Annotated in this window: 17 protein-coding genes and 1 tRNA gene; 11 read left to right on the top strand and 7 right to left on the bottom strand. The window is 70.1% G+C overall.

Annotated elements, in window-relative coordinates; translation table 11 throughout:
- Positions 1 to 7 precede the first annotated feature (7 nt).
- A tRNA-Gly gene (locus IF28_RS0105770) sits at positions 8 to 81 on the bottom strand.
- Between the two features lie 485 nt (positions 82 to 566).
- Between IF28_RS0105770 and dcd the strand changes: the two genes are divergently transcribed.
- Complete coding sequence (gene dcd, locus IF28_RS0105760; protein ID WP_030214900.1) at positions 567 to 1,142, top strand: dCTP deaminase; 576 nt, start codon at positions 567 to 569, stop codon at positions 1,140 to 1,142.
- Between the two features lie 8 nt (positions 1,143 to 1,150).
- Entirely contained in the window at positions 1,151 to 1,639 is a 489-nt protein-coding gene (locus IF28_RS0105755; RefSeq protein ID WP_030214897.1) for a phosphoribosyltransferase, read from the top strand.
- Between the two features lie 62 nt (positions 1,640 to 1,701).
- On the opposite strand, the gene IF28_RS0105750 is transcribed toward IF28_RS0105755, so the two are convergent.
- The 3 genes from IF28_RS0105750 to IF28_RS0105740 form a co-directional block, all read right to left on the bottom strand.
- A complete protein-coding gene (locus tag IF28_RS0105750) occupies positions 1,702 to 2,727 on the bottom strand; it encodes a Yip1 family protein (protein WP_037892661.1) in 1,026 nt (341 codons plus the stop codon).
- Between the two features lie 88 nt (positions 2,728 to 2,815).
- Positions 2,816 to 4,291, bottom strand: coding sequence for a VCBS repeat-containing protein (locus tag IF28_RS0105745; protein ID WP_030214891.1), 1,476 nt, complete (start codon positions 4,289 to 4,291; stop codon positions 2,816 to 2,818).
- A gap of 238 nt (positions 4,292 to 4,529) precedes the next feature.
- Entirely contained in the window at positions 4,530 to 6,836 is a 2,307-nt protein-coding gene (locus IF28_RS0105740) for a (Fe-S)-binding protein (RefSeq protein ID WP_030214888.1), read from the bottom strand.
- A 282-nt stretch (positions 6,837 to 7,118) separates the two neighbouring features.
- Between IF28_RS0105740 and IF28_RS0105735 the strand changes: the two genes are divergently transcribed.
- The 7 genes from IF28_RS0105735 to IF28_RS0105705 all read left to right on the top strand — a co-directional run bounded on the left by IF28_RS0105735 (position 7,119) and on the right by IF28_RS0105705 (position 14,952).
- Positions 7,119 to 8,156 carry an MraY family glycosyltransferase gene (locus tag IF28_RS0105735; RefSeq protein ID WP_030214885.1) on the top strand — a complete coding sequence of 346 codons (1,038 nt, stop codon included), beginning with the start codon at positions 7,119 to 7,121 and terminating at the stop codon, positions 8,154 to 8,156.
- Positions 8,157 to 8,248: 92 nt separating this feature from the next.
- Positions 8,249 to 10,093: a molecular chaperone DnaK gene (dnaK, locus tag IF28_RS0105730; RefSeq protein ID WP_030214882.1), complete on the top strand. Its 1,845-nt coding sequence runs from the start codon at positions 8,249 to 8,251 to the stop codon at positions 10,091 to 10,093.
- Positions 10,090 to 10,743, top strand: a complete 654-nt coding sequence (gene grpE / locus IF28_RS0105725; protein ID WP_030214879.1) for a nucleotide exchange factor GrpE — start codon at positions 10,090 to 10,092, stop codon at positions 10,741 to 10,743. The genes dnaK and grpE overlap by 4 nt, the downstream gene beginning before the upstream one ends.
- 24 nt (positions 10,744 to 10,767) lie before the next feature.
- Positions 10,768 to 11,952, top strand: coding sequence for a molecular chaperone DnaJ (gene dnaJ, locus IF28_RS0105720; protein ID WP_030214876.1), 1,185 nt, complete (start codon positions 10,768 to 10,770; stop codon positions 11,950 to 11,952).
- Between the two features lie 5 nt (positions 11,953 to 11,957).
- The gene (locus tag IF28_RS0105715; RefSeq protein WP_030214873.1) at positions 11,958 to 12,407 is read left to right on the top strand and encodes a heat shock protein transcriptional repressor HspR; all 450 of its coding nucleotides are present in this window, start codon (positions 11,958 to 11,960) and stop codon (positions 12,405 to 12,407) included.
- A gap of 276 nt (positions 12,408 to 12,683) precedes the next feature.
- Entirely contained in the window at positions 12,684 to 13,793 is a 1,110-nt protein-coding gene (locus IF28_RS0105710) for a sugar ABC transporter substrate-binding protein (RefSeq protein ID WP_406710876.1), read from the top strand.
- Positions 13,794 to 13,926: 133 nt separating this feature from the next.
- The gene (locus IF28_RS0105705) at positions 13,927 to 14,952 is read left to right on the top strand and encodes a helix-turn-helix transcriptional regulator (RefSeq protein ID WP_030214866.1); all 1,026 of its coding nucleotides are present in this window, start codon (positions 13,927 to 13,929) and stop codon (positions 14,950 to 14,952) included.
- Positions 14,953 to 15,411: 459 nt separating this feature from the next.
- Here IF28_RS0105705 and IF28_RS0105700 read toward each other — a convergent pair whose 3' ends face one another.
- Both IF28_RS0105700 and IF28_RS0105695 read right to left on the bottom strand, forming a co-directional pair.
- On the bottom strand, positions 15,412 to 16,392 hold the full coding sequence (locus tag IF28_RS0105700) for a LuxR family transcriptional regulator (RefSeq protein ID WP_030214863.1): 981 nt from the start codon (positions 16,390 to 16,392) through the stop codon (positions 15,412 to 15,414).
- Positions 16,389 to 17,408 carry a helix-turn-helix transcriptional regulator gene (locus IF28_RS0105695; protein ID WP_078620884.1) on the bottom strand — a complete coding sequence of 340 codons (1,020 nt, stop codon included), beginning with the start codon at positions 17,406 to 17,408 and terminating at the stop codon, positions 16,389 to 16,391. The genes IF28_RS0105700 and IF28_RS0105695 overlap by 4 nt, the downstream gene beginning before the upstream one ends.
- 117 nt (positions 17,409 to 17,525) lie before the next feature.
- Here IF28_RS0105695 and IF28_RS0105690 point away from each other — a divergent pair, with 117 nt between their 5' ends.
- Positions 17,526 to 17,717 carry a hypothetical protein gene (locus IF28_RS0105690; protein ID WP_037892746.1) on the top strand — a complete coding sequence of 64 codons (192 nt, stop codon included), beginning with the start codon at positions 17,526 to 17,528 and terminating at the stop codon, positions 17,715 to 17,717.
- A 1-nt stretch (position 17,718) separates the two neighbouring features.
- Positions 17,719 to 18,054 (top strand): hypothetical protein, encoded by a 336-nt coding sequence (locus tag IF28_RS0105685; RefSeq protein WP_030214854.1) that lies wholly within the window; start codon positions 17,719 to 17,721, stop codon positions 18,052 to 18,054.
- 158 nt (positions 18,055 to 18,212) lie between these two features.
- Here IF28_RS0105685 and IF28_RS0105680 read toward each other — a convergent pair whose 3' ends face one another.
- Positions 18,213 to 18,620, bottom strand: coding sequence for a pyridoxamine 5'-phosphate oxidase family protein (locus IF28_RS0105680; protein WP_030214851.1), 408 nt, complete (start codon positions 18,618 to 18,620; stop codon positions 18,213 to 18,215).
- Positions 18,621 to 18,692: the final 72 nt, after the last annotated feature.

Here is an 18,692-nt window from a genome sequence, read left to right as displayed (position 1 = left end):
TTCTTCGTGGAGCGGGTGACGAGAATCGAACTCGCGCTCTCAGCTTGGGAAGCTGATGTTCTACCATTAAACTACACCCGCGTTGGTCCCGGCCCCGCGGTTCGGCGGCGCCTGGATGCTCCGTCACTCTACCCCATGGCAGGCCCCCGGTGTTCGGACCCGGGGGCCTGAGGGTGTTTCAGGGGGTGGATGTGGCTGCGGCGGGCGGACGTTCGGGCGTACGGTGAGGGTGCGGGGTGCCGCCTGGAGACCGCTTCCCTTGATCCCGTAATGTGGCTTTTGTCGTCAGGGCAGTTGGCCGGACGCAGCCTCTTGGGGAAGGGACTCTTGGACTTGATGGAGCGCACCGTCGTCCGTTGTGCCGATGGGCACGTGTTCACCGCCGCCTCGTTTCCGATGCAGCAGGCCGAGCGACTCGGGCCCGGCCGGCTTCTGCGGTGTCCGCGCTGTGCGCGGCTTCGCAGTGTCGTGCCGGTGAGTTTTCAGAAACAGTAGCGGGCGGGAGAGCGAGGGCGCGTGGGACGGCCGGTTGTGGCCGTTCCGCGCGTCTTGCGTATTCTCGGGGCGTGCTTCTCTCTGACAAGGACATCCGGGCCGAGATCGACGCCGGACGGGTGCGTATCGATCCCTTCGACGACGCCATGGTGCAGCCGTCCAGCATCGACGTACGCCTCGACCGCTACTTCCGGGTGTTCGAGAACCACCGGTACCCCCACATCGACCCGTCCGTCGAGCAGGTGGACCTGACCCGGCTGGTGGAGCCGGAGGGAAACGAGCCGTTCATCCTGCACCCCGGTGAGTTCGTGCTGGCCAGTACGTACGAGGTGATCTCGCTGCCCGACGACCTCGCCTCGCGGCTCGAGGGGAAGAGCTCGCTCGGGCGGCTCGGGCTGGTCACGCACTCCACCGCCGGGTTCATCGACCCCGGGTTCTCCGGGCACGTGACCCTGGAGCTCAGCAACCTCGCGACGCTCCCCATCAAGCTCTGGCCCGGTATGAAGATCGGCCAGCTGTGTATGTTCCGGCTGAGTTCGCCGGCCGAGCACCCGTACGGCAGCGAGCGGTACGGCTCCCGCTACCAGGGGCAGCGCGGGCCCACGGCCTCGCGGTCCTTCCTCAACTTCCACCGGACCCGGGTGTGAGCGGCGGCATGCGCGAGAACCTCGGCTACGAGCAGTTCGGCGTGGCCGTCCGGGAGCTCGCCCAGAGCATCGCCGACGACGGGTACGAGCCCGACATCGTGCTCAGCATCGCGCGCGGCGGGGTCTTCGTCGCGGGCGGGCTCGCGTACGCCCTCGACTGCAAGAACCTGCATCTGGTGAACGTCGAGTTCTACACCGGCGTCGGGACCACGCTCGAGATGCCGGTCATGCTCGCGCCCGTGCCCAACGTCATCGACTTCACCGACAAGAAGGTGCTGATCGCCGACGACGTCGCCGACACCGGCAAGACGCTCAAGCTCGTCCGCGACTTCTGCCTCGACGCCGTCGCCGAGGTGCGCAGCGCCGTGGTCTACGAGAAGACGCAGTCGCTGGTGAAGTGCGAGTACGTGTGGAAGCGCACCGATGCGTGGATCAACTTCCCGTGGAGCGTTCAGCCGCCCGTCGTCGGGCGGGCCGGGCAGGTTCTCGACGCCTGAGGTGTGGGGACAGGAAGGAGGGGGCTCCCGGTACCGGGAGCCCCCTCCTTCGTGCCTGCGTGTCAGAACGTGCCGAGCTTCACGATCGACAGCAGTGCGACCAGCTGGATGGCCGAAGCGCCGAGCGCCTTCGGCCAGGGGAGGTCGTGGGAGCGGCTGACCATGATGGTGAGGAGGGCGCCGGCCGCGACCCAGGTGGCCCAGCCGAGGAGCTGGACGAAGGAGGCGTCGCCGCCCGCGAACATGGCGACGACCAGGCGGGGCGCGTCCGTGATGGACATGATCAGCATGGAGAGGCCGACCGTGGGCTGCCAGGCGCCGTTGCCGCCGAGCTGGCGGGCCAGGGTGTGGGTGACCACGCCGAGGATGAACGCGCTGAGCACCATCGCGACGGAGGTCGTCAGGACGATCGGGACGGCGTTCGACAGCGTGGCGTTGATCGCGTCCTCGCGCGCGGTGTCGAAGCCGAAGACGGCGAGCAGGCCGTAGAGGAAGGAGACGATGAGCGCGGGCGCCCACATCGAGTAGTCGCGCATCCGCAGGAACGTCTGCGCGGGGGACAGGACGATGCCTTTGAGCAGTTCCTGCCAGCGCAGCCGGGGGCCGACCGGGCCGGGCGGCGGGGCGGAGCCGGCGTGGTGGGGGTCGCCCTGGGTGTAGGGGTCCTCGTTGATCGAGAAGGCCTGGGTGTGACCCGGGTTGTTGGCCGCGTACGGGTCGTGCGGAGCGCCCTGGGTGCCGTGCGGGTATCCGCCGTCACCGAAGTACTCCGGCTCCCCGTGACGGCCGGGGCCGCCGGGGCCACCGGGCCCGCTGGGGCGGTGCGCCTGCGGCCAGCCGCCACCGCCACCGCCGTACGACGGCTGCTGCGGGTACGACGGCTGCGGCGGCGCCTGCGGGTAGCCGTACGACGGCCCCTGCGGCGTCTGCTGCCCGTGCGGGGGGTGTTGCGGTCGCGCGTGAGGAGCGCCGTTGTTCCGGCCGCGTCCGATCCTGAATCCAGCCACGTCCTCGAACGTACCCGGTCCCGGCCTGCCGCGTGCCGGACCCCGGCTCCGGAGCCCGGCTTTGCGGCCGAGCTGTGACATCCCCTAAGGGGTCGTCAGGCGGGTCGTCCGTCCTCCGTAGGACCGCGTCGTCGCGTGGTCCTACGGAGGACGGAGGGACGTGGCCCGGTCAGTCGGCGAAGTTGGAGCCGAAGTACGGGGTGCCCGTCTTGGAGATGCCCGAGGTGGACGCGCCGATGAAGCGGGAGCCGGTGGTGGTGATCTTCGTGCCGTTGGACGGCATGTAGACGATCGCGCCGTCGCCCTTGTCCTCGGCGGAGCCGACGATCAGGTCGTCCTTCCCGTCGCCGGTGACGTCGTCGAGCTTGACGTCGAGGCCGAAGCCGTCGTTGGTTTCGTTGCCGCCCGGGACGCCCGTGTTGTCCTGGTGGAAGGACTGGCCGCCGGAGCTGGTGTTCAGGCCGTTCGCGGTGCCGTAGAGGAGGACGACCATGCCGGTGTCGGCCGCGGCGCCGATGTTCTCGCCGGCGACTCCGATGGCGAGGTCGAGGAAGCCGTCGCCGTTGATGTCGCCGAGGTCGAGCTCGTAGCCGAAGTAGTCGTTGCCCTCGGAGCCGCCGGGCACGTTGCCGGTGTCCTGGGTGATGCCGGTGGCGGAGGCGGTGAGCGGGCCGCCGGCCGAGCCGGAGGTGACCCAGACCTTGCCGCCGTTGGCGGAGTCGGGGATCGGCGTGCCGTCCTCGGTGGTGGAGTTCCAGTAGGCGCCGCTGACGATGTCGCCGAAGCCGTCGTTGTCGATGTCGCCGATCGCGGTGATGACGCCGGGCTTCAGGGACTTGGCCGCGGAGGCCTTCAGTCCGGTGGCGGACCCGGGGATGAAGTAGTTGCGGTTCCAGCCGTACTCGGAGGTGGTCTCGAAGCCGTCGACGACCAGGTCGGTGGCGCCGCCGTCGACGTCACCGGCGGTCAGGTTCAGCGGGCCGTCCACCTCGGCGCCCATGATGGGCGGCGTGACGGTGTAGCGGCCGCCGGACTTGCCCGCGGTGGTGAAGCCGCCCTTGAAGACGTGGATGGCGGCGTGGTCGGTGCCGACGGCCAGGTCGGCCTTGCCGTCGCCGTCGAAGTCGCCGGCGGCGAGGTTCTTGCCCCACAGGTCGTGGGAGGAGGGGGCCGGGTCGTTGACGGTGATGCTCTTGCCGGTGATGCCCGAGGCCGAGCCCCACAGGATGGTGAGGAGGCCGCCGTCCTTGTCGCTGCCGAGGTCCTCGTACGGGGCGGAGACGGCGACGTCGTCGTAGCCGTCGCCGTTGAAGTCGGCGTAGGCGTGGTCGTAGCCGAAGTTGTCGCCGGTCTCGGCGCCGCCGGGGACGCCGCTGGTGTCCTGGCTGATGGTGTGGCGCTTGGCGGACGATACGCCGGTGGCCGTGCCGTAGAGGACGGCGAACTGGCCGGCCTGGGCCTTTCCGGCGACGTAGGCGCCGGTGACCGAGGTGGCCACGTCGCCGCGGCCGTCGCCGTTGAAGTCGGCCATGGCGACGTGTGTGGAGTCGGCGGCCGTCGCGGGCGAGGCGGCGAAGGTGAGCAGACCGCCGGTGAGCGCGACGGCGGTGGCCGAGGCGAGGGCGTGTCTCATGTGTCGGTGCATGCGGGGTCTCCTGCGGCATGCGAGGGATGCCTGGCGGGCATCCGGAGTCGATGAGGTGCCGGGGCCGTCCGGGTTCGCCGGGGGTTGTCCCGGGGTTCACCGACGGTTCGGCGATCATGAGACCGGCGGCGGGGTGTGAGGGTTGTACGGGCGGCCCGTGTTTTTTCGGCGCGGGCGCCTACGAACACGCCGCAGGGGCCGCCCTGTTCGGGCGGCCCCTGCTACGACGTGCGGTCGGTTACTTCACCGGCTCCGGTTCCGGGGCGTTCTCGTTGGCCTCGTCGTCCGCCGGGTCGGCCGGGGTCTTGACGGACTCCAGCAGCAGCTGGGCGACGTCGACGACCTGGATGGACTCCTTGGCCGTGCCGCCCGTGGCGGAGCCACCTTCAGCCGCAGCCTTCTTGCCGTTGACCGAGTCGGTCAGCATGACCAGGCAGAAGGGGCAGGCCGTGGAGACGATGTCCGGGTTGAGGGAGAGGGCCTCGTCGACGCGCTCGTTGTTGATGCGCTTGCCGATCCGCTCCTCCATCCACATCCGGGCGCCGCCGGCGCCGCAGCAGAAGCCGCGCTCCTTGTGGCGGTGCATCTCCTCGTTGCGCAGGCCCGGGACCTTGCCGATGATCTCGCGCGGGGGCGTGTAGATCTTGTTGTGGCGGCCCAGGTAGCACGGGTCGTGGTAGGTGATGAGGCCCTCGACCGGGGTGACCGGGATCAGCCTGCCCTCGTCCACCAGGTGCTGGAGCAGCTGGGTGTGGTGGATGACCTCGTAGTCGCCGCCGAGCTGCGGGTACTCGTTGCCGAGGGTGTTGAGGCAGTGCGGGCAGGTGGCGACGATCTTCTTCGCCGACTTGGGCTTCGCGGACTCGGGCGTCACCTTGCCGTCGTCGTCCGTCTCCTCGCCGAAGGCGGCGTTGAGGGACATGACGTTCTCCATGCCGAGTTCCTGGAACAGCGGCTCGTTGCCGAGGCGCCGCGCCGAGTCACCGGTGCACTTCTCGTCGCCGCCCATGATGGCGAACTTGACGCCCGCGATGTGGAGGAGCTCCGCGAAGGCCTTCGTGGTCTTCTTGGCGCGGTCCTCCAGGGCGCCGGCGCAGCCGACCCAGTACAGGTACTCGACCTCGGACAGGTCCTCGATGTCCTTGCCGACGACCGGGACCTCGAAGTCGACCTCCTTGGTCCACTCCAGGCGCTGCTTCTTCGCCAGGCCCCAGGGGTTGCCCTTCTTCTCCAGGTTCTTGAGCATCGTGCCCGCCTCGGACGGGAACGCGGACTCGATCATCACCTGGTAGCGGCGCATGTCGACGATGTGGTCGACGTGCTCGATGTCCACCGGGCACTGCTCGACGCAGGCGCCGCAGGTGGTGCAGGACCACAGGACGTCCGGGTCGATGACGCCGTTCTCTTCCGCCGTGCCGATCAGCGGCCGCTCGGCCTCCGCGAGGGCCGCCGCGGGCACGCCCGCGAGCTGCTCCTCGGACGCCTTCTCCTCGCCCTCCATCGTCTTGCCGCCGCCCGCCAGCAGGTAGGGCGCCTTGGCGTGCGCGTGGTCGCGCAGGGACATGATGAGGAGCTTGGGGGAGAGGGGCTTGCCGGTGTTCCAGGCGGGGCACTGCGACTGGCAGCGGCCGCACTCGGTGCAGGTGGAGAAGTCCAGCAGGCCCTTCCAGGAGAACTGCTCGACCTGGGAGACGCCGAAGACGTCGTCGTCACCGGGGTCGGTGAAGTCGATCGGCTCGCCGCCGGACGTCATGGGCTGCAGGGCGCCGAGGGCGGTGCCGCCGGTGGCCTCGCGCTTGAACCAGATGTTCGGGAAGGCGAGGAAGCGGTGCCAGGCCACACCCATGTTCGTGTTGAGCGAGACCACGATCATCCAGATGAAGGACGTCGAGATCTTGATCATCGCGACCAGGTAGACCAGGTTCTGCAGCGCGCCGACCGACAGGCCCTTGAACGCGAGGACCAGCGGGTACGAGGCGAAGTACGCCGCCTCGTAGCCGTCCACGTGGTGCAGCGCGCCCTCCAGGCCGCGCAGCACGTAGATGGCGAGGCCGATGGTGAGGATGACGTACTCGACGAAGTACGCCTGGCCGGCCTTCGAGCCGGCGAAGCGGGACTTGCGGCCCGGGCGCGAGGGCAGGCTCAGCAGCCGGATGACGATGAGTACGGCGATGCCGAGCACGGTCATCACACCGATGAACTCGGTGTACATCTCGAACGGCAGGAAGCCGCCGATCACCGGCAGCACCCAGTCGGCCTGGAAGAGCTGGCCGAACGCCTGGGCGAGGGTCGGCGGCAGTGTCAGGAAGCCGACCGCGACGAACCAGTGGGCGAAGCCGACGATGCCCCACCGGTTCATGCGGGTGTGGCCGAGGAACTCCCGGACCAGGGTCACACTGCGCTGGTAGGGATTGTCGGTCCGGGTGCCGGCCGGGACCGGCTGGCCCAGCTTGAAGTACCGGACGAACTGGCCGATCGCGCGTGCGAGCAGCGCGACGCCGACCACGGTCAGGACCAGCGACACGATGATCGCGGCGAGTTGCATGGGGGCTCCTCGGGCCTGCGAGGGGTTTCGGAGGGGTCTCGGATGTAACGGAAGGGATCTTCGTACGGGGACGCTGCGATGGCTCCCACCACGGCTTCCCCAGATTACTAAGCGGTAACTTATGCAGTCCGTTCGAGACTACCCGCATCCCCGGCCGCACTGTAGCCGGGCACGGGGTGATCTGAGTCGCTGAGGGTTGCCTGAGAAGTCCTCTCGGGTGGTGCCGGCCATCGGATCGTGTTATTCACGCTAAATCGGTCCATACGCCCCTAACTTATATCCGTGCTCTACGGGATCGCCGCCACCGCCACCGCCCTGCTGCTCTCCGCCCTTCTCGCGGAGCTGCTGCGGGCCCCCGCCCTGCGCCTGGGAATCCTGGACCGCCGGCGCCGCTGGGCGCTGCCGCTGTCCGGGGGAACGGCCGTCGTGCTCGCCACCGGACTGGTCGCGGGCCTCGGCGACCGCGCGGGGTTCGCCCCGCTCGGCACCGGGATCGGCCGGCTGCTGGCGGCCGGGGCCTGGGTCGGCGTACTGGGGCTGGCCGCCGACGTATGGCGGCTGCGGTGGTGGATCCCGCTCGGCGGTACGGCCGTGGCGGCGGGGTTCGTCGTGCCGTACGCGGAGACCGGGACGGCCGGGGGTGTGCTCGCCGTGGCGTGGATCGCGGCGGTCGCCGCCGCCTTCCGGGGGCTCGACCACGGTGACGGGCTGGCCGGCACCGTCGGGGTGGTGACCGCGTTCGGGGTGGCGGCCTGCGCGGCGGCGGAGCTGATGGAGGGCCTCGCGGTGCTGATGGGCGTGACGGCCGCCGCGCTCGCCGGGTTCCTGCTGCACAACTGGCATCCCGCGCGGGCCGGTCTCGGCGCCGGCGGCTCGCTGTTTGCGGGGTTCCTGGTGGCCTCGGCGGCGGTGTTCGTGCGGGCCGGGCAGGGAATCGGGACCGGTGTGGGGGTGTTGTACGCACTGACGGCCGTGGTGTGCGCCGACGCCGTTCTGGTGGTCCTCGCGCGGCGGCTGTCGCGGTGGCCCGTGACGCGCGGCCGGCCCGACCACCTCGGGCACCGGCTGCGGCGGCTCGGACTCGCGCCCCGCGCGGTGACGGTCCTCATCGGCGCCGGGGCGCTGGGCGGCGTACTGGTGGGGGTGGCCGTGCACACCGGACGGGTGTCCGGGAGCGCGGCGCTCTGGGTGGCGGCGGTCGCCGCCGTGATCGTCCTCGCTCTCGCACGCGTGCCCGTCACCCCGGTTTTCCGTCCCCGTCAGCGCTCGGCCGAGGCGTCTGTGCAGGTCACAGGGCGGTTGCGTGTAAGGAACGGATAAGAGTTGAGTCGGGCAGACTCAGCTCTGTTGACCCCGCGCCGGGTGTCATGCATGCTTGAGCCTGTTCCACTCAAGTCAGCTGGAGGATCAAAATGGCACGTGCGGTCGGCATCGACCTGGGCACGACTAACTCCGTCGTCAGCGTTCTGGAGGGCGGCGAGCCCACCGTCATCACCAACGCCGAGGGTGCCAGGACCACGCCGTCCGTCGTCGCCTTCGCCAAGAACGGTGAGGTGCTGGTCGGCGAGGTGGCCAAGCGCCAGGCGGTCACGAACGTCGACAGGACCATCCGGTCGGTCAAGCGCCACATGGGCACCGACTGGAAGATCGAGCTCGACGGGAAGCCCTTCAACCCGCAGCAGATGAGCGCCTTCGTGCTGCAGAAGCTGAAGCGCGACGCCGAGGCGTACCTGGGCGAGAAGGTCACGGACGCGGTCATCACCGTCCCGGCGTACTTCAACGACGCCGAGCGCCAGGCGACCAAGGAGGCCGGCGAGATCGCCGGTCTGAACGTGCTGCGGATCGTCAACGAGCCCACGGCCGCCGCCCTGGCGTACGGGCTCGACAAGGACGAGCAGGTCATCCTGGTCTTCGACCTCGGTGGCGGTACGTTCGACGTCTCGCTGCTCGAGATCGGCGACGGTGTCGTCGAGGTCAAGGCCACCAACGGTGACAACAACCTCGGTGGTGACGACTGGGACCAGCGCGTCGTCGACTACCTGGTCAAGCAGTTCCAGTCGGGCCACGGCGTGGACCTGGGCAAGGACAAGATGGCGCTGCAGCGCCTGCGCGAGGCCGCCGAGAAGGCGAAGATCGAGCTGTCCTCGTCCACCGAGACCACGATCAACCTCCCCTACATCACCGCCTCCGCCGAGGGCCCCCTGCACCTCGACGAGAAGCTGACCCGCGCCCAGTTCCAGCAGCTGACCGCGGACCTGCTCGAGCGCTGCAAGACGCCGTTCCACAACGTCGTCAAGGACGCCGGCATCCAGCTGTCCGAGATCGACCACGTCGTCCTCGTCGGCGGCTCCACCCGTATGCCCGCCGTCGCCGAGCTCGTCAAGGAGCTGACCGGCGGCAAGGAGGCCAACAAGGGTGTGAACCCGGACGAGGTCGTCTCGATCGGTGCCGCGCTCCAGGCCGGCGTGCTCAAGGGCGAGGTCAAGGACGTCCTGCTGCTCGACGTCACCCCGCTGTCCCTCGGTATCGAGACCAAGGGCGGCATCATGACCAAGCTGATCGAGCGCAACACCACGATCCCGACGAAGCGCTCCGAGATCTTCACCACGGCCGAGGACAACCAGCCGTCCGTGCAGATCCAGGTCTACCAGGGCGAGCGCGAGATCGCCGCGTACAACAAGAAGCTCGGGATGTTCGAGCTGACCGGTCTGCCCCCGGCGCCGCGCGGCGTCCCGCAGATCGAGGTCTCCTTCGACATCGACGCCAACGGCATCATGCACGTGACCGCGAAGGACCTCGGCACGGGCAAGGAGCAGAAGATGACCGTCACCGGTGGCTCCTCGCTGCCGAAGGACGAGGTCGACCGGATGCGCCAGGAGGCCGAGAAGTACGCGGAGGAGGACCACGCCCGCCGCGAGGCCGCCGAGTCCCGCAACCAGGGCGAGCAGCTCGTCTACCAGACCGAGAAGTTCCTCGGCGACAACGAGGACAAGGTCCCCGGTGACGTCAAGACCGAGGTCGAGGCCGCCATCGCCGAGCTGAAGGAGAAGCTCAAGGGCGAGGACTCCGCCGAGATCCGCACCGCCACGGAGAAGGTCGCGGCCGTCTCCCAGAAGCTGGGCCAGGCCATGTACGCCGACGCCCAGGGCGCCCAGGCGGCCGGTGGCCCGTCCGCCGGTGCCGGGGAGGCCAGGGCCGACGACGACGTCGTCGACGCCGAGATCGTCGACGAGGACCGGAAGGACGGTGCGGCGTGACCGAGGAGACCCCGGGCTTCGACGAGCAGTCGCAGCAGCCCGACGTCCCCTCCGACGAGACCGAGCCGAAGGCCGCCGCCACGCCCTCCCCGGAGGAGGGGGCGGCCCCGGCCGGCGACTCCGGCCAGGAAGCGGCACTGGTGGCCCAGCTGGACCAGGCCCGCTCGGCGCTCGGTGAGCGCACGGCGGACCTCCAGCGCCTCCAGGCCGAGTTCCAGAACTACCGCCGCCGGGTCGAGCGGGACCGCGTCGCGGTCAAGGAGGTCGCCGTCGCGAACCTCCTGACCGAGCTGCTCCCCGTCCTCGACGACGTCGGCCGCGCCCGTGAACACGGCGAGCTGGTCGGCGGCTTCAAGTCCGTCGCGGAGTCGCTGGAGACGATCATCGCCAAGATGGGTCTCCAGCAGTTCGGCAAGGAGGGCGAGCCCTTCGACCCGACGATCCACGAGGCCCTGATGCACAGCTACGCGCCGGACGTCACCGAGACGACGTGCGTGGCGATCCTGCAGCCCGGGTATCGCATCGGCGAGCGCACCATCCGCCCCGCGCGGGTGGCCGTCGCCGAACCGCAGCCCGGCGCGCAGCCGGCGCAGGCCGAGGACGCCACCGAGGCCGGCGAGGAGAAGGACAACGGCCCTGAAGAGGGCTGACCAGAGGAAGGAGGGACGTCGGGGATGAGCACCAAGGACTTCATCGAGAAGGACTACTACAAGGTCCTCGGCGTCCCCAAGGACGCCACCGAGGCCGAGATCAAGAAGGCGTACCGGAAGCTCGCCCGCGAGTTCCACCCGGACGCCAACAAGGGCAACGCCAAGGCGGAGGAGCGGTTCAAGGAGATCTCCGAGGCGAACGACATCCTCGGGGACCCCAAGAAGCGCAAGGAGTACGACGAGGCGCGCGCCCTCTTCGGCAACGGCGGATTCAGGCCGGGGCCGGGCGGGGGCGGCGGTGGCTCCTTCAACTTCGACCTGGGTGACCTCTTCGGGGGTCAGGCCGGCGGCCAGCAGGCGGGCGGCGGCTTCGGCGGCGGCATCGGTGACGTCTTCGGGGGCCTGTTCAACCGCGGCGGCGCGGGCGCGGGTACGCGTACCCAGCCGCGCCGCGGCCAGGACATCGAGTCCGAGGTGACGCTCAGCTTCACCGAGGCGATCGAGGGCGCGACCGTCCCGCTGCGGATGTCGTCGCAGGCGCCCTGCAAGGCCTGTTCGGGCACCGGCGACAAGAACGGCACACCGCGCGTGTGCCCGACCTGCGTCGGCACCGGGCAGGTGGCGCGGGGCTCCGGCGGCGGGTTCTCCCTCACGGACCCCTGCCCCGACTGCAAGGGCCGCGGTCTGATCGCGGAGGAGGCCTGCGAGATCTGCAAGGGCAGCGGCCGGGCCAAGTCCTCGAAGACCATGCAGGTGCGCATCCCCGCGGGCGTCAGCGACGGGCAGCGGATCCGGCTGCGCGGCAAGGGCGCGCCGGGCGAGCGCGGCGGCCCCGCCGGTGATCTGTACGTCGTCGTGCACGTCGGCAGTCACCCGGTGTTCGGCCGCAAGGAGGACAACCTCACCGTCACGGTGCCGGTGACGTTCACCGAGGCCGCCCTCGGCGGCGAGGTCCGGGTCCCGACCCTCGGCGGCCCCCCGGTCACGCTGAAGCTGCCGGCGGGCACGCCCAACGGCCGCACGATGCGCGCCCGGGGCAAGGGCGCGGTCCGCAAGGACGGCAGCCGCGGTGATCTGCTGGTCACCGTGGAGGTGAGTGTTCCCACGGACCTGTCGGGGAAGGCTCGTGACGCGCTGGAGGCGTATCGCGAGGCGACCGCGGAGGAGGATCCGCGGGCGGAGCTGTTCCAGGCCGCGAAGGGAGCATGATCTGAATGGACGGCCGTCGACGCAATCCGTATGAACTGACCCAGGACACCCCGGTCTACGTCATTTCGGTGGCGGCCCAGCTTTCCGGTCTGCACCCGCAGACGCTGCGCCAGTACGACCGGCTGGGTCTCGTGTCGCCGGACCGTACGGCCGGCCGGGGCCGCCGTTACTCGGCCCGTGACATCGAACTGCTCCGCCAGGTGCAGCAGTTGTCGCAGACCGAGGGCATCAACCTGGCCGGGATCAAGCGCATCATCGAACTGGAGAACCAGGTCGCCGCGCTCCAGGCCCGGGTGGCCGAGATGGAGGCCGCCCTCGACGGGGCGGCCACGGCGATGCGTCAGCGCGAGGCCGCGGTGCACGCCTCCTACCGCCGTGACCTGGTGCCCTACCAGGAAGTGCAGCAGACGAGCGCGCTGGTGGTGTGGCGGCCGAAGCGGCAGCAGTCCGACTGAGCCGCGGTGTGAAGTGGGCCGGGAGGCCCGGAGGTTCGCCGAACCTCCGGGCCTCCCGGCTTATCTCCGCACACATGTGTGGCTATGGTATGGCTGCGTGTCCAGATGATCCTTGCCGGGCATCCGCAGGTCTCTCACGAGTTCAGCGCACCGTGCTGTGTCCATCTCGTTAAGTGGTTGACCTTGACGCCGGCGGGGGCTGAAGCGTTGGCTTTTCAGTCACATGGGCCGCAAAGCTGTGCCCACGTCCGAAACGCACCTGAAGTGAGCCCTCGCATGCGTCGTCGTATCGCCATATCCGTGGCCGCCACCTCCATGTCCGTCATGCTCGCCGGATGCGGCGTGCTCAACGCGACGGGGAGCAGCGACGACGCGAGCCCGACCAAGGGGGACGACATCACCGTCGGGCTGCTGCTCCCGGAGAAGGCCAACACCCGGTACGAGCAGTTCGACTACCCCATTTTCAAGACGAAGGTGGAGTCGCTCACCAACAAGAAGGGCACCGTCGAGTACGCCAACGCGGAGGCGGACGCCGGCAAGCAGGCGAGCCAGCTGCAGACCATGATCGACGACAAGGTCGACGTCATCGTGCTGGACGCGGTCGACGCGCACGCCATCGCGGAGGGCGTGCAGAAGGCCAAGGACGCGGGCATCCCCGTCATCGCCTACGACCGGCTGGCCGAGGGGCCGATCGACGCGTACATCTCCTTCGACAACGAGCTGGTCGGCGAGGTGCAGGGCCGTTCCCTGCTGCAGTCCCTGGGCGAGGACGCGAGCATCACCGACAAGATCGTGATGATGAACGGCTCGTCGACCGACCCCAACGCCAAGCAGTTCAAGGCCGGCGCGCTCTCCGTGCTCAAGGGCAAGGTGACGATCTCCAAGTCCTTCGACACCAAGGACTGGAAGCCGGAGAACGCCCAGGCCAACATGACCGAGGCGATCAACGCGATCGGCGCGGGCGACATCAAGGCGGTGTACTCCGCCAACGACGGCATGGCGGGCGGCATCGTGAAGGCGCTGGAGGCCGCCGGCGTGACCAGCCTGCCCCCGATCACCGGCCAGGACGCCGAACTCGCGGCGGTGCAGCGGATCCTCACCGGCGAGCAGTACATGAGCGTGTACAAGTCCTACCCGGAGGAGGCCGAGAGCGCCGCGGAGATGGCCGTCGCCAAGGTCCAGGGCAAGGACATCCAGTTCGACGCGCTGACCCGCGACCGGGTGGACAGCCCCACCGCCAAGGACATCCCGGCGCAGCTCGTCCCGGTGGTCGCGCTGACGAAGGAGAACATCGCGAGCACCGTCGTCGCCGACAAGATCTACGACGTCTCGGACATCTGCACGGCGGACTTCAAGTCGGCCTGCGCGGAGATCAAGCTGAAGTAGCCGCCGCCCCCGTCGATATTCGGCCACCCGCCGGTCCCCGGACCGCCGCCGGAACCGGTGCGTGTTGCACAGCCGGTTCCGGCCGCGCATAGTTGCGCTGCGGAAAGTGGCTGAACCGGGGGTGGGACGGGCGATGGCCGGGCACGGGACGGACGAGCATCCACACGGTGCTGACCGACTGTGCGACGCCGGGGATCGTGTGTACTCCCGGGCCGTACGGCGCGGACGGCTGCCGCGCCGGGACGCCGAGCCGGTGCCGTGCCTGCTGGAACTGGCCCTGCTGCACCCGGACCCCGACGACATGGACTGGCTGGTGCCGACCTCCCCGCAGGAGGTCATGACCCGGCTGCTGCGCGGGATGTACGAGGACATCAGCGCCAGCCAGCGCCGGGTGGGTTCGGCCGTGTCGGCCTTCGAGTGGTACGCCGGTCTGGGCCGCCGGCTGTCCGCCGCGCCGACGGCCGCCGAGGGGCCGGCGATCCGGGTGCTGGACGGGGTGGCGCGCATCCAGGCGGCGATGGACGAGGCGACCCAGGCGTGCACCACCGAGGTGCTCACCGTCCAGCCGGGCGGTATCCGGCGTGAGGCGGAGCTGTCCGAGGGGCTGCACCGGGCGATGGCGCTGCGCGGGCGCGGGGTGCGGATGCGGGACCTCTACACGCATGTGGCCCGGCACGGGCACGGGCTGCTCAGCTATCTCGAGCTGATGGGCGACGCGGTGGAGGCGCGCACGCTCGACGAGGTGATCGAGCGGCTGATCCTCTTCGACCGTACGGTCGCGTTCATTCCCGCCAACAGTGAGCGGTCCATGGCGCTGGAGCTGCGGCATCCGGCGCTGGTGGAGTACCTGGGCACGGTCTTCGACCGGCTGTGGCGGCTCGCGATCCCGCTGACCGCGCCGCTGCCGGACACCGGGATCGAGGGCATCTCGCACCGGGAGCAGTCCATCGCGGCGCTGCTGGCGGAGGGGTACCAGGACGCGGTGATCGCGGAACGGCTGGGGATCAGTGTCCGTACGTGCCGGGCGCACATCGCGCGGCTGTCGGAGACGCTGGGGGCGGCGAGCCGCACGCAACTGGGTGTCCGTATCGCGCAGACGGGTCTCCACGCGCCCCGGGCGACGATCCCCCAGGGTCGGGGGGCACCGGGTCCGCGGTGAGCCGCCCGGTGGGGGCGGGCCCGGACCCTCTCGCCCCCGCCGCCCCTTCCCGTCCCGTCCCCGGGGCCGTGCCCCGGACCCCGTGGTCGCGGGCTCCCGCGCGGGGATGCGCACCCTTGCCGGGAGTGGCTGTGGCGCGGCCCGTCCCGGCCCGGGGCGGCGCCCGGATCCGGTGGCCGCGGATGCCGGTGCGGGGGCCGTGCCCCGGACCGCGTGGCCGCGGATGCCGGTGCGGGGGCTGTGCCCCGGACCGCGTGGCCGCCGGCTCCCGCGCGGGATGCGTCGCCCGGGCCGGGTGCGGCCGACGGGAGCGGTCCCGTCTTGGGGCTCCGCCCCGGATGCCGGTGCGGGGGCTGTGCCCCGGACCGCGTGCGGCTGTCGGGCGCGGTCCCGTCTTGGGGCTCCGCCCCGGATCCCGGTGCTGCTGCCGGGGGCCGTGGGAGTACGGGTGGGCTGTCCTTATCGCGCGCGGTCCAGGATGCCCGCGCGGGCGATCAGGTAGCCGAGCTGGGCCCGGCTGTTGCTGCCCAGGGCGGCCGCCAGTTTGGCTATGTGCTCGCGGGCCGTGCGGATGTTCATGCCCAGGCGGTCGGCGATCACCGCGTCGGTGTGGCCCTCGACGAGGAGGCTCGCGATGGCGTGCTGGCGGGGGGTGACGGTGCCCGGGGAGGGCAGGCGGGCGGCCAGGGGGTGCATCGGGGTGGCCAGGCGCCACAGCCGGTCGAACGCGGTGGCGAGGTAGGAGATCAGGGCCGGGTGGCGGACCTCCAGGGCCAGGCTCCGGTCGCTGTTGGCGGGGACGAACGCGACCGCGCCGTCCACGAGGATGAGGCGTTCGGTGACCTCGTCCAGGGTGCGGGCCTCGACATCGCCCGTCAGCCGTTCGTAGCGGGCGAGCACGGTGGGGGCGTGCCGGAGCGTGTGCGGGTAGAGCGTGCGGATACGGCCGCCGCGGTCGAGGAACGCCTGGTCCCGAGCCAGGGCGAGCTCGTACTCCGGGGTGGGCGGGCCGACGTGGCCCTCGCGCGGATGGACGGCCAGGAGCTGGTCACCGGCCCCGGCCAGTTCCTCCGCGATCGCCCGGACGATGCGGTCCTTGCCGCTGATCAGCCGCAGTGTCGGAGTCTCCGCCGCCGCCGAGGTGCCGTACGGCAGGAAGGAGGCGAAGGTCTCGGCCAGCCGCTCCTCGCGCCGTCTGTCCTCCGCGACGCGTTCCGCGGAGCGCCGCAGCAGCCGCTGGAGGGCCACCAGGGGCGTGACGGGCTCCCAGCGCTCGGGATCGTCCACGGCGGGCTGCAAGAGGCCCAGATCGGCCATGCAGGGCGCCTGCTGGGCCTCCGGGGCGCTCACGCCCCCGTCGCGCAGGGCGCGTTCGTACAGGGCGGCCCCCATGGCGCAGAGCTCCTCCGCCCCGTGCCCCTCGTGCGCCGGCGAGGTCACTTCGTGTCTCCCTCCTGGTGGAGGATCCCGGACTCCGCGATGAGATAACCCAGTTGGGCCCGGCTGCCGCTGCCGAGGGTGGCGGCGAGTTTCGCGATGTGGGCACGGCAGGTCCGTACGTTCATACCGAGGCGGCGCGCGATGGCCTCGTCGACGTGGCCCTCCACCAGCAGTTTGGCGATGGAGTGCTGTATCTCCGGTATGCCGTCGGGCGCCGTCTCGTAGGGTGTGCCGGCGGTCAGCGGGACCGCGCGGCTCCACATGAACTCGAACACCTTGATCAGATACCGGACGAGCCCCGTGTGCCGGAGCTCCAGCGCGACCTGGCGGTCGTCCTGCACGGGGATGAAGGCGACCGTCTCGTCGCAGATGATGAGACGCTCCACCAGTTCGTCGATGGTGCGGTACTCCGCACGGCCGTTGGCGAACTGCTCGACGTACGACAGCCGCTCGGGGTTGAACCGCGCGGTGTGCTGATAGAGGGTGCGTATGCGCACACCGCGCTCGATGAGCAGCCGGTCGCGCTCGAAGCCCTGCAGCAGGCTGCGTTCGGGCCGGTGGCCGCTCGGCTGGACGGTCAGCATCTCCGTACGGCACTGGGCGGTGGCCAGGTCCAGCGCGCTGTTGATGCGGTCATTGCCCTCGAGCACCGTGATGGAGTGGGTGGGGGCGATCTCCTGGGCGCTCAGCGACATGAACGGCTCGAAAGTGTCGGCGAGTTCTATCGACAGCCGTCGGCGCTCGGTGATCTCCCGCTCCAGCGGGCTCAGCCGCTGCGCGAGCGCGATCGAGGGCAGCACGGGACGTAGCCACCGGGCGTCGTCCGGATCCGGATGAAGGAGGGCGAAATCCATCAAGCAGGGCGCGGGCTCCACTTCCGCGCGGGTGATACGTCCCGCGCGGAGAGCATTCGCGTACAGTCGCACCCCCTCCTCGCACAGCTCAGTCACCGCATGAGGATGTGCCGTATTAGTCTGTTTCGTTGCCAAATCTCCACCCCCCAGGGTCCTGAACATGCAGGAACATGATGCACCGATCGTGTGGCCATGACGTGCCCGAATGAGCCATCGTCGTACTCGACGGGGGACAGAGGGGACCTTCAAGTGAGGACGAAGCCGACTATGGGTAAGAAAATGCTTCGCTCGGTGCTTGTCGCCGCCTTCTCCGTCGGTGTGGCCTTCGGGGTGGTCAGCGGCTTCTCCGAGGCGAAGGGAGACGTCCTGGCGGACAGCGTGTGGCCGCCGATCGTCGCCCAGGACGCACCCGCGGGCGACAGTGTGTGGGCGGCAGGGCCGGCGCGTACGGATGACAGCGTGTGGGCTTGACATGACTACTCCACCCGACGACCGCTCCTTCCGCCGTGAGATGGCTACCGCCTACCGGTCCGGATGGCACTTCATCGACCTGGTCACCGCTATCCCCCACAGCGGCGACTCGTTGATGGTGACCGTCTTCGGTGAGCCGGTCGTCGTCACCCGCGACGAGGACGAGGACGTACGGGCGTACCGGTGCCTGAGGCGGCCCAGGGGGGCGCCGAAGCCCGTACGGTGTGCCATCCGGTACGGAATGATCTTTGTGAACCTGGACCAGCGGGACCACCGGCAGGTGGAGTCCGACTCCCCTGCCCCCCGGACCATCTCTGCCACCCCCCGCAGTGCCTGACGCGATTCCCCCGTCGTAAAAGATCGCGCAGGTGCTTCCCCCCGCAGCGGCGTCACCGTGACCTGAACACGGTGACGCCGCTGCAGTTTCGCGGGAAGGATCCGGGTATCGGCCGGATCGGGCGATGACCGAAAACGGCCGTCACCGGCAGGGCCGCCTCACCCCCGCCCCATCGCGCGTGTGAGCGCGATCTCGATGACGACCCGCGACGGATTCGGCCGCGGCGTCCGCCCGTAGCGCTCCGCGTACCGCCGCTCCGCCTCCGCGACCCGCTCCGGCTCGCCGCGGACCACGGCCCGCCCCTCCAGCGTCGCCCACCGCCGGCCGTCCACCTGGCACACCGCCACGGCGGCGCCCTCGGACGCCAGCACGTGGCGCACCTTCGCGCTGGTGCTGCTCGCGACCACCCGGGCAAGCCGGGCTCCGGGGTCGTATGTGACGGCGACGGGCACCACGTGCGGGGTGCCGTCCAGACGGAGGGTGGTCAGGGTGCACAGGTGCTTCTCGCGCCAGAAGCTGAGATACGACGCGTCCGGATCGCCCGGATCCACCGAATACGAGGCCATGACCCAGGAACTTAGTACCGGAGATACTCCCGCCCTCAGCCTTGAGTGGCATAGACTCAAGTTTGTGTACGT

The sequence above is a fragment of the Streptomyces sp. NRRL WC-3626 genome, assembly GCF_000718785.1.
GTDB classification, from domain to species: domain Bacteria; phylum Actinomycetota; class Actinomycetes; order Streptomycetales; family Streptomycetaceae; genus Streptomyces; species Streptomyces edwardsiae.
Note: the sequence above shows the minus strand (reverse complement) of the source record. Positions and strands in the feature narration are given on the sequence as shown.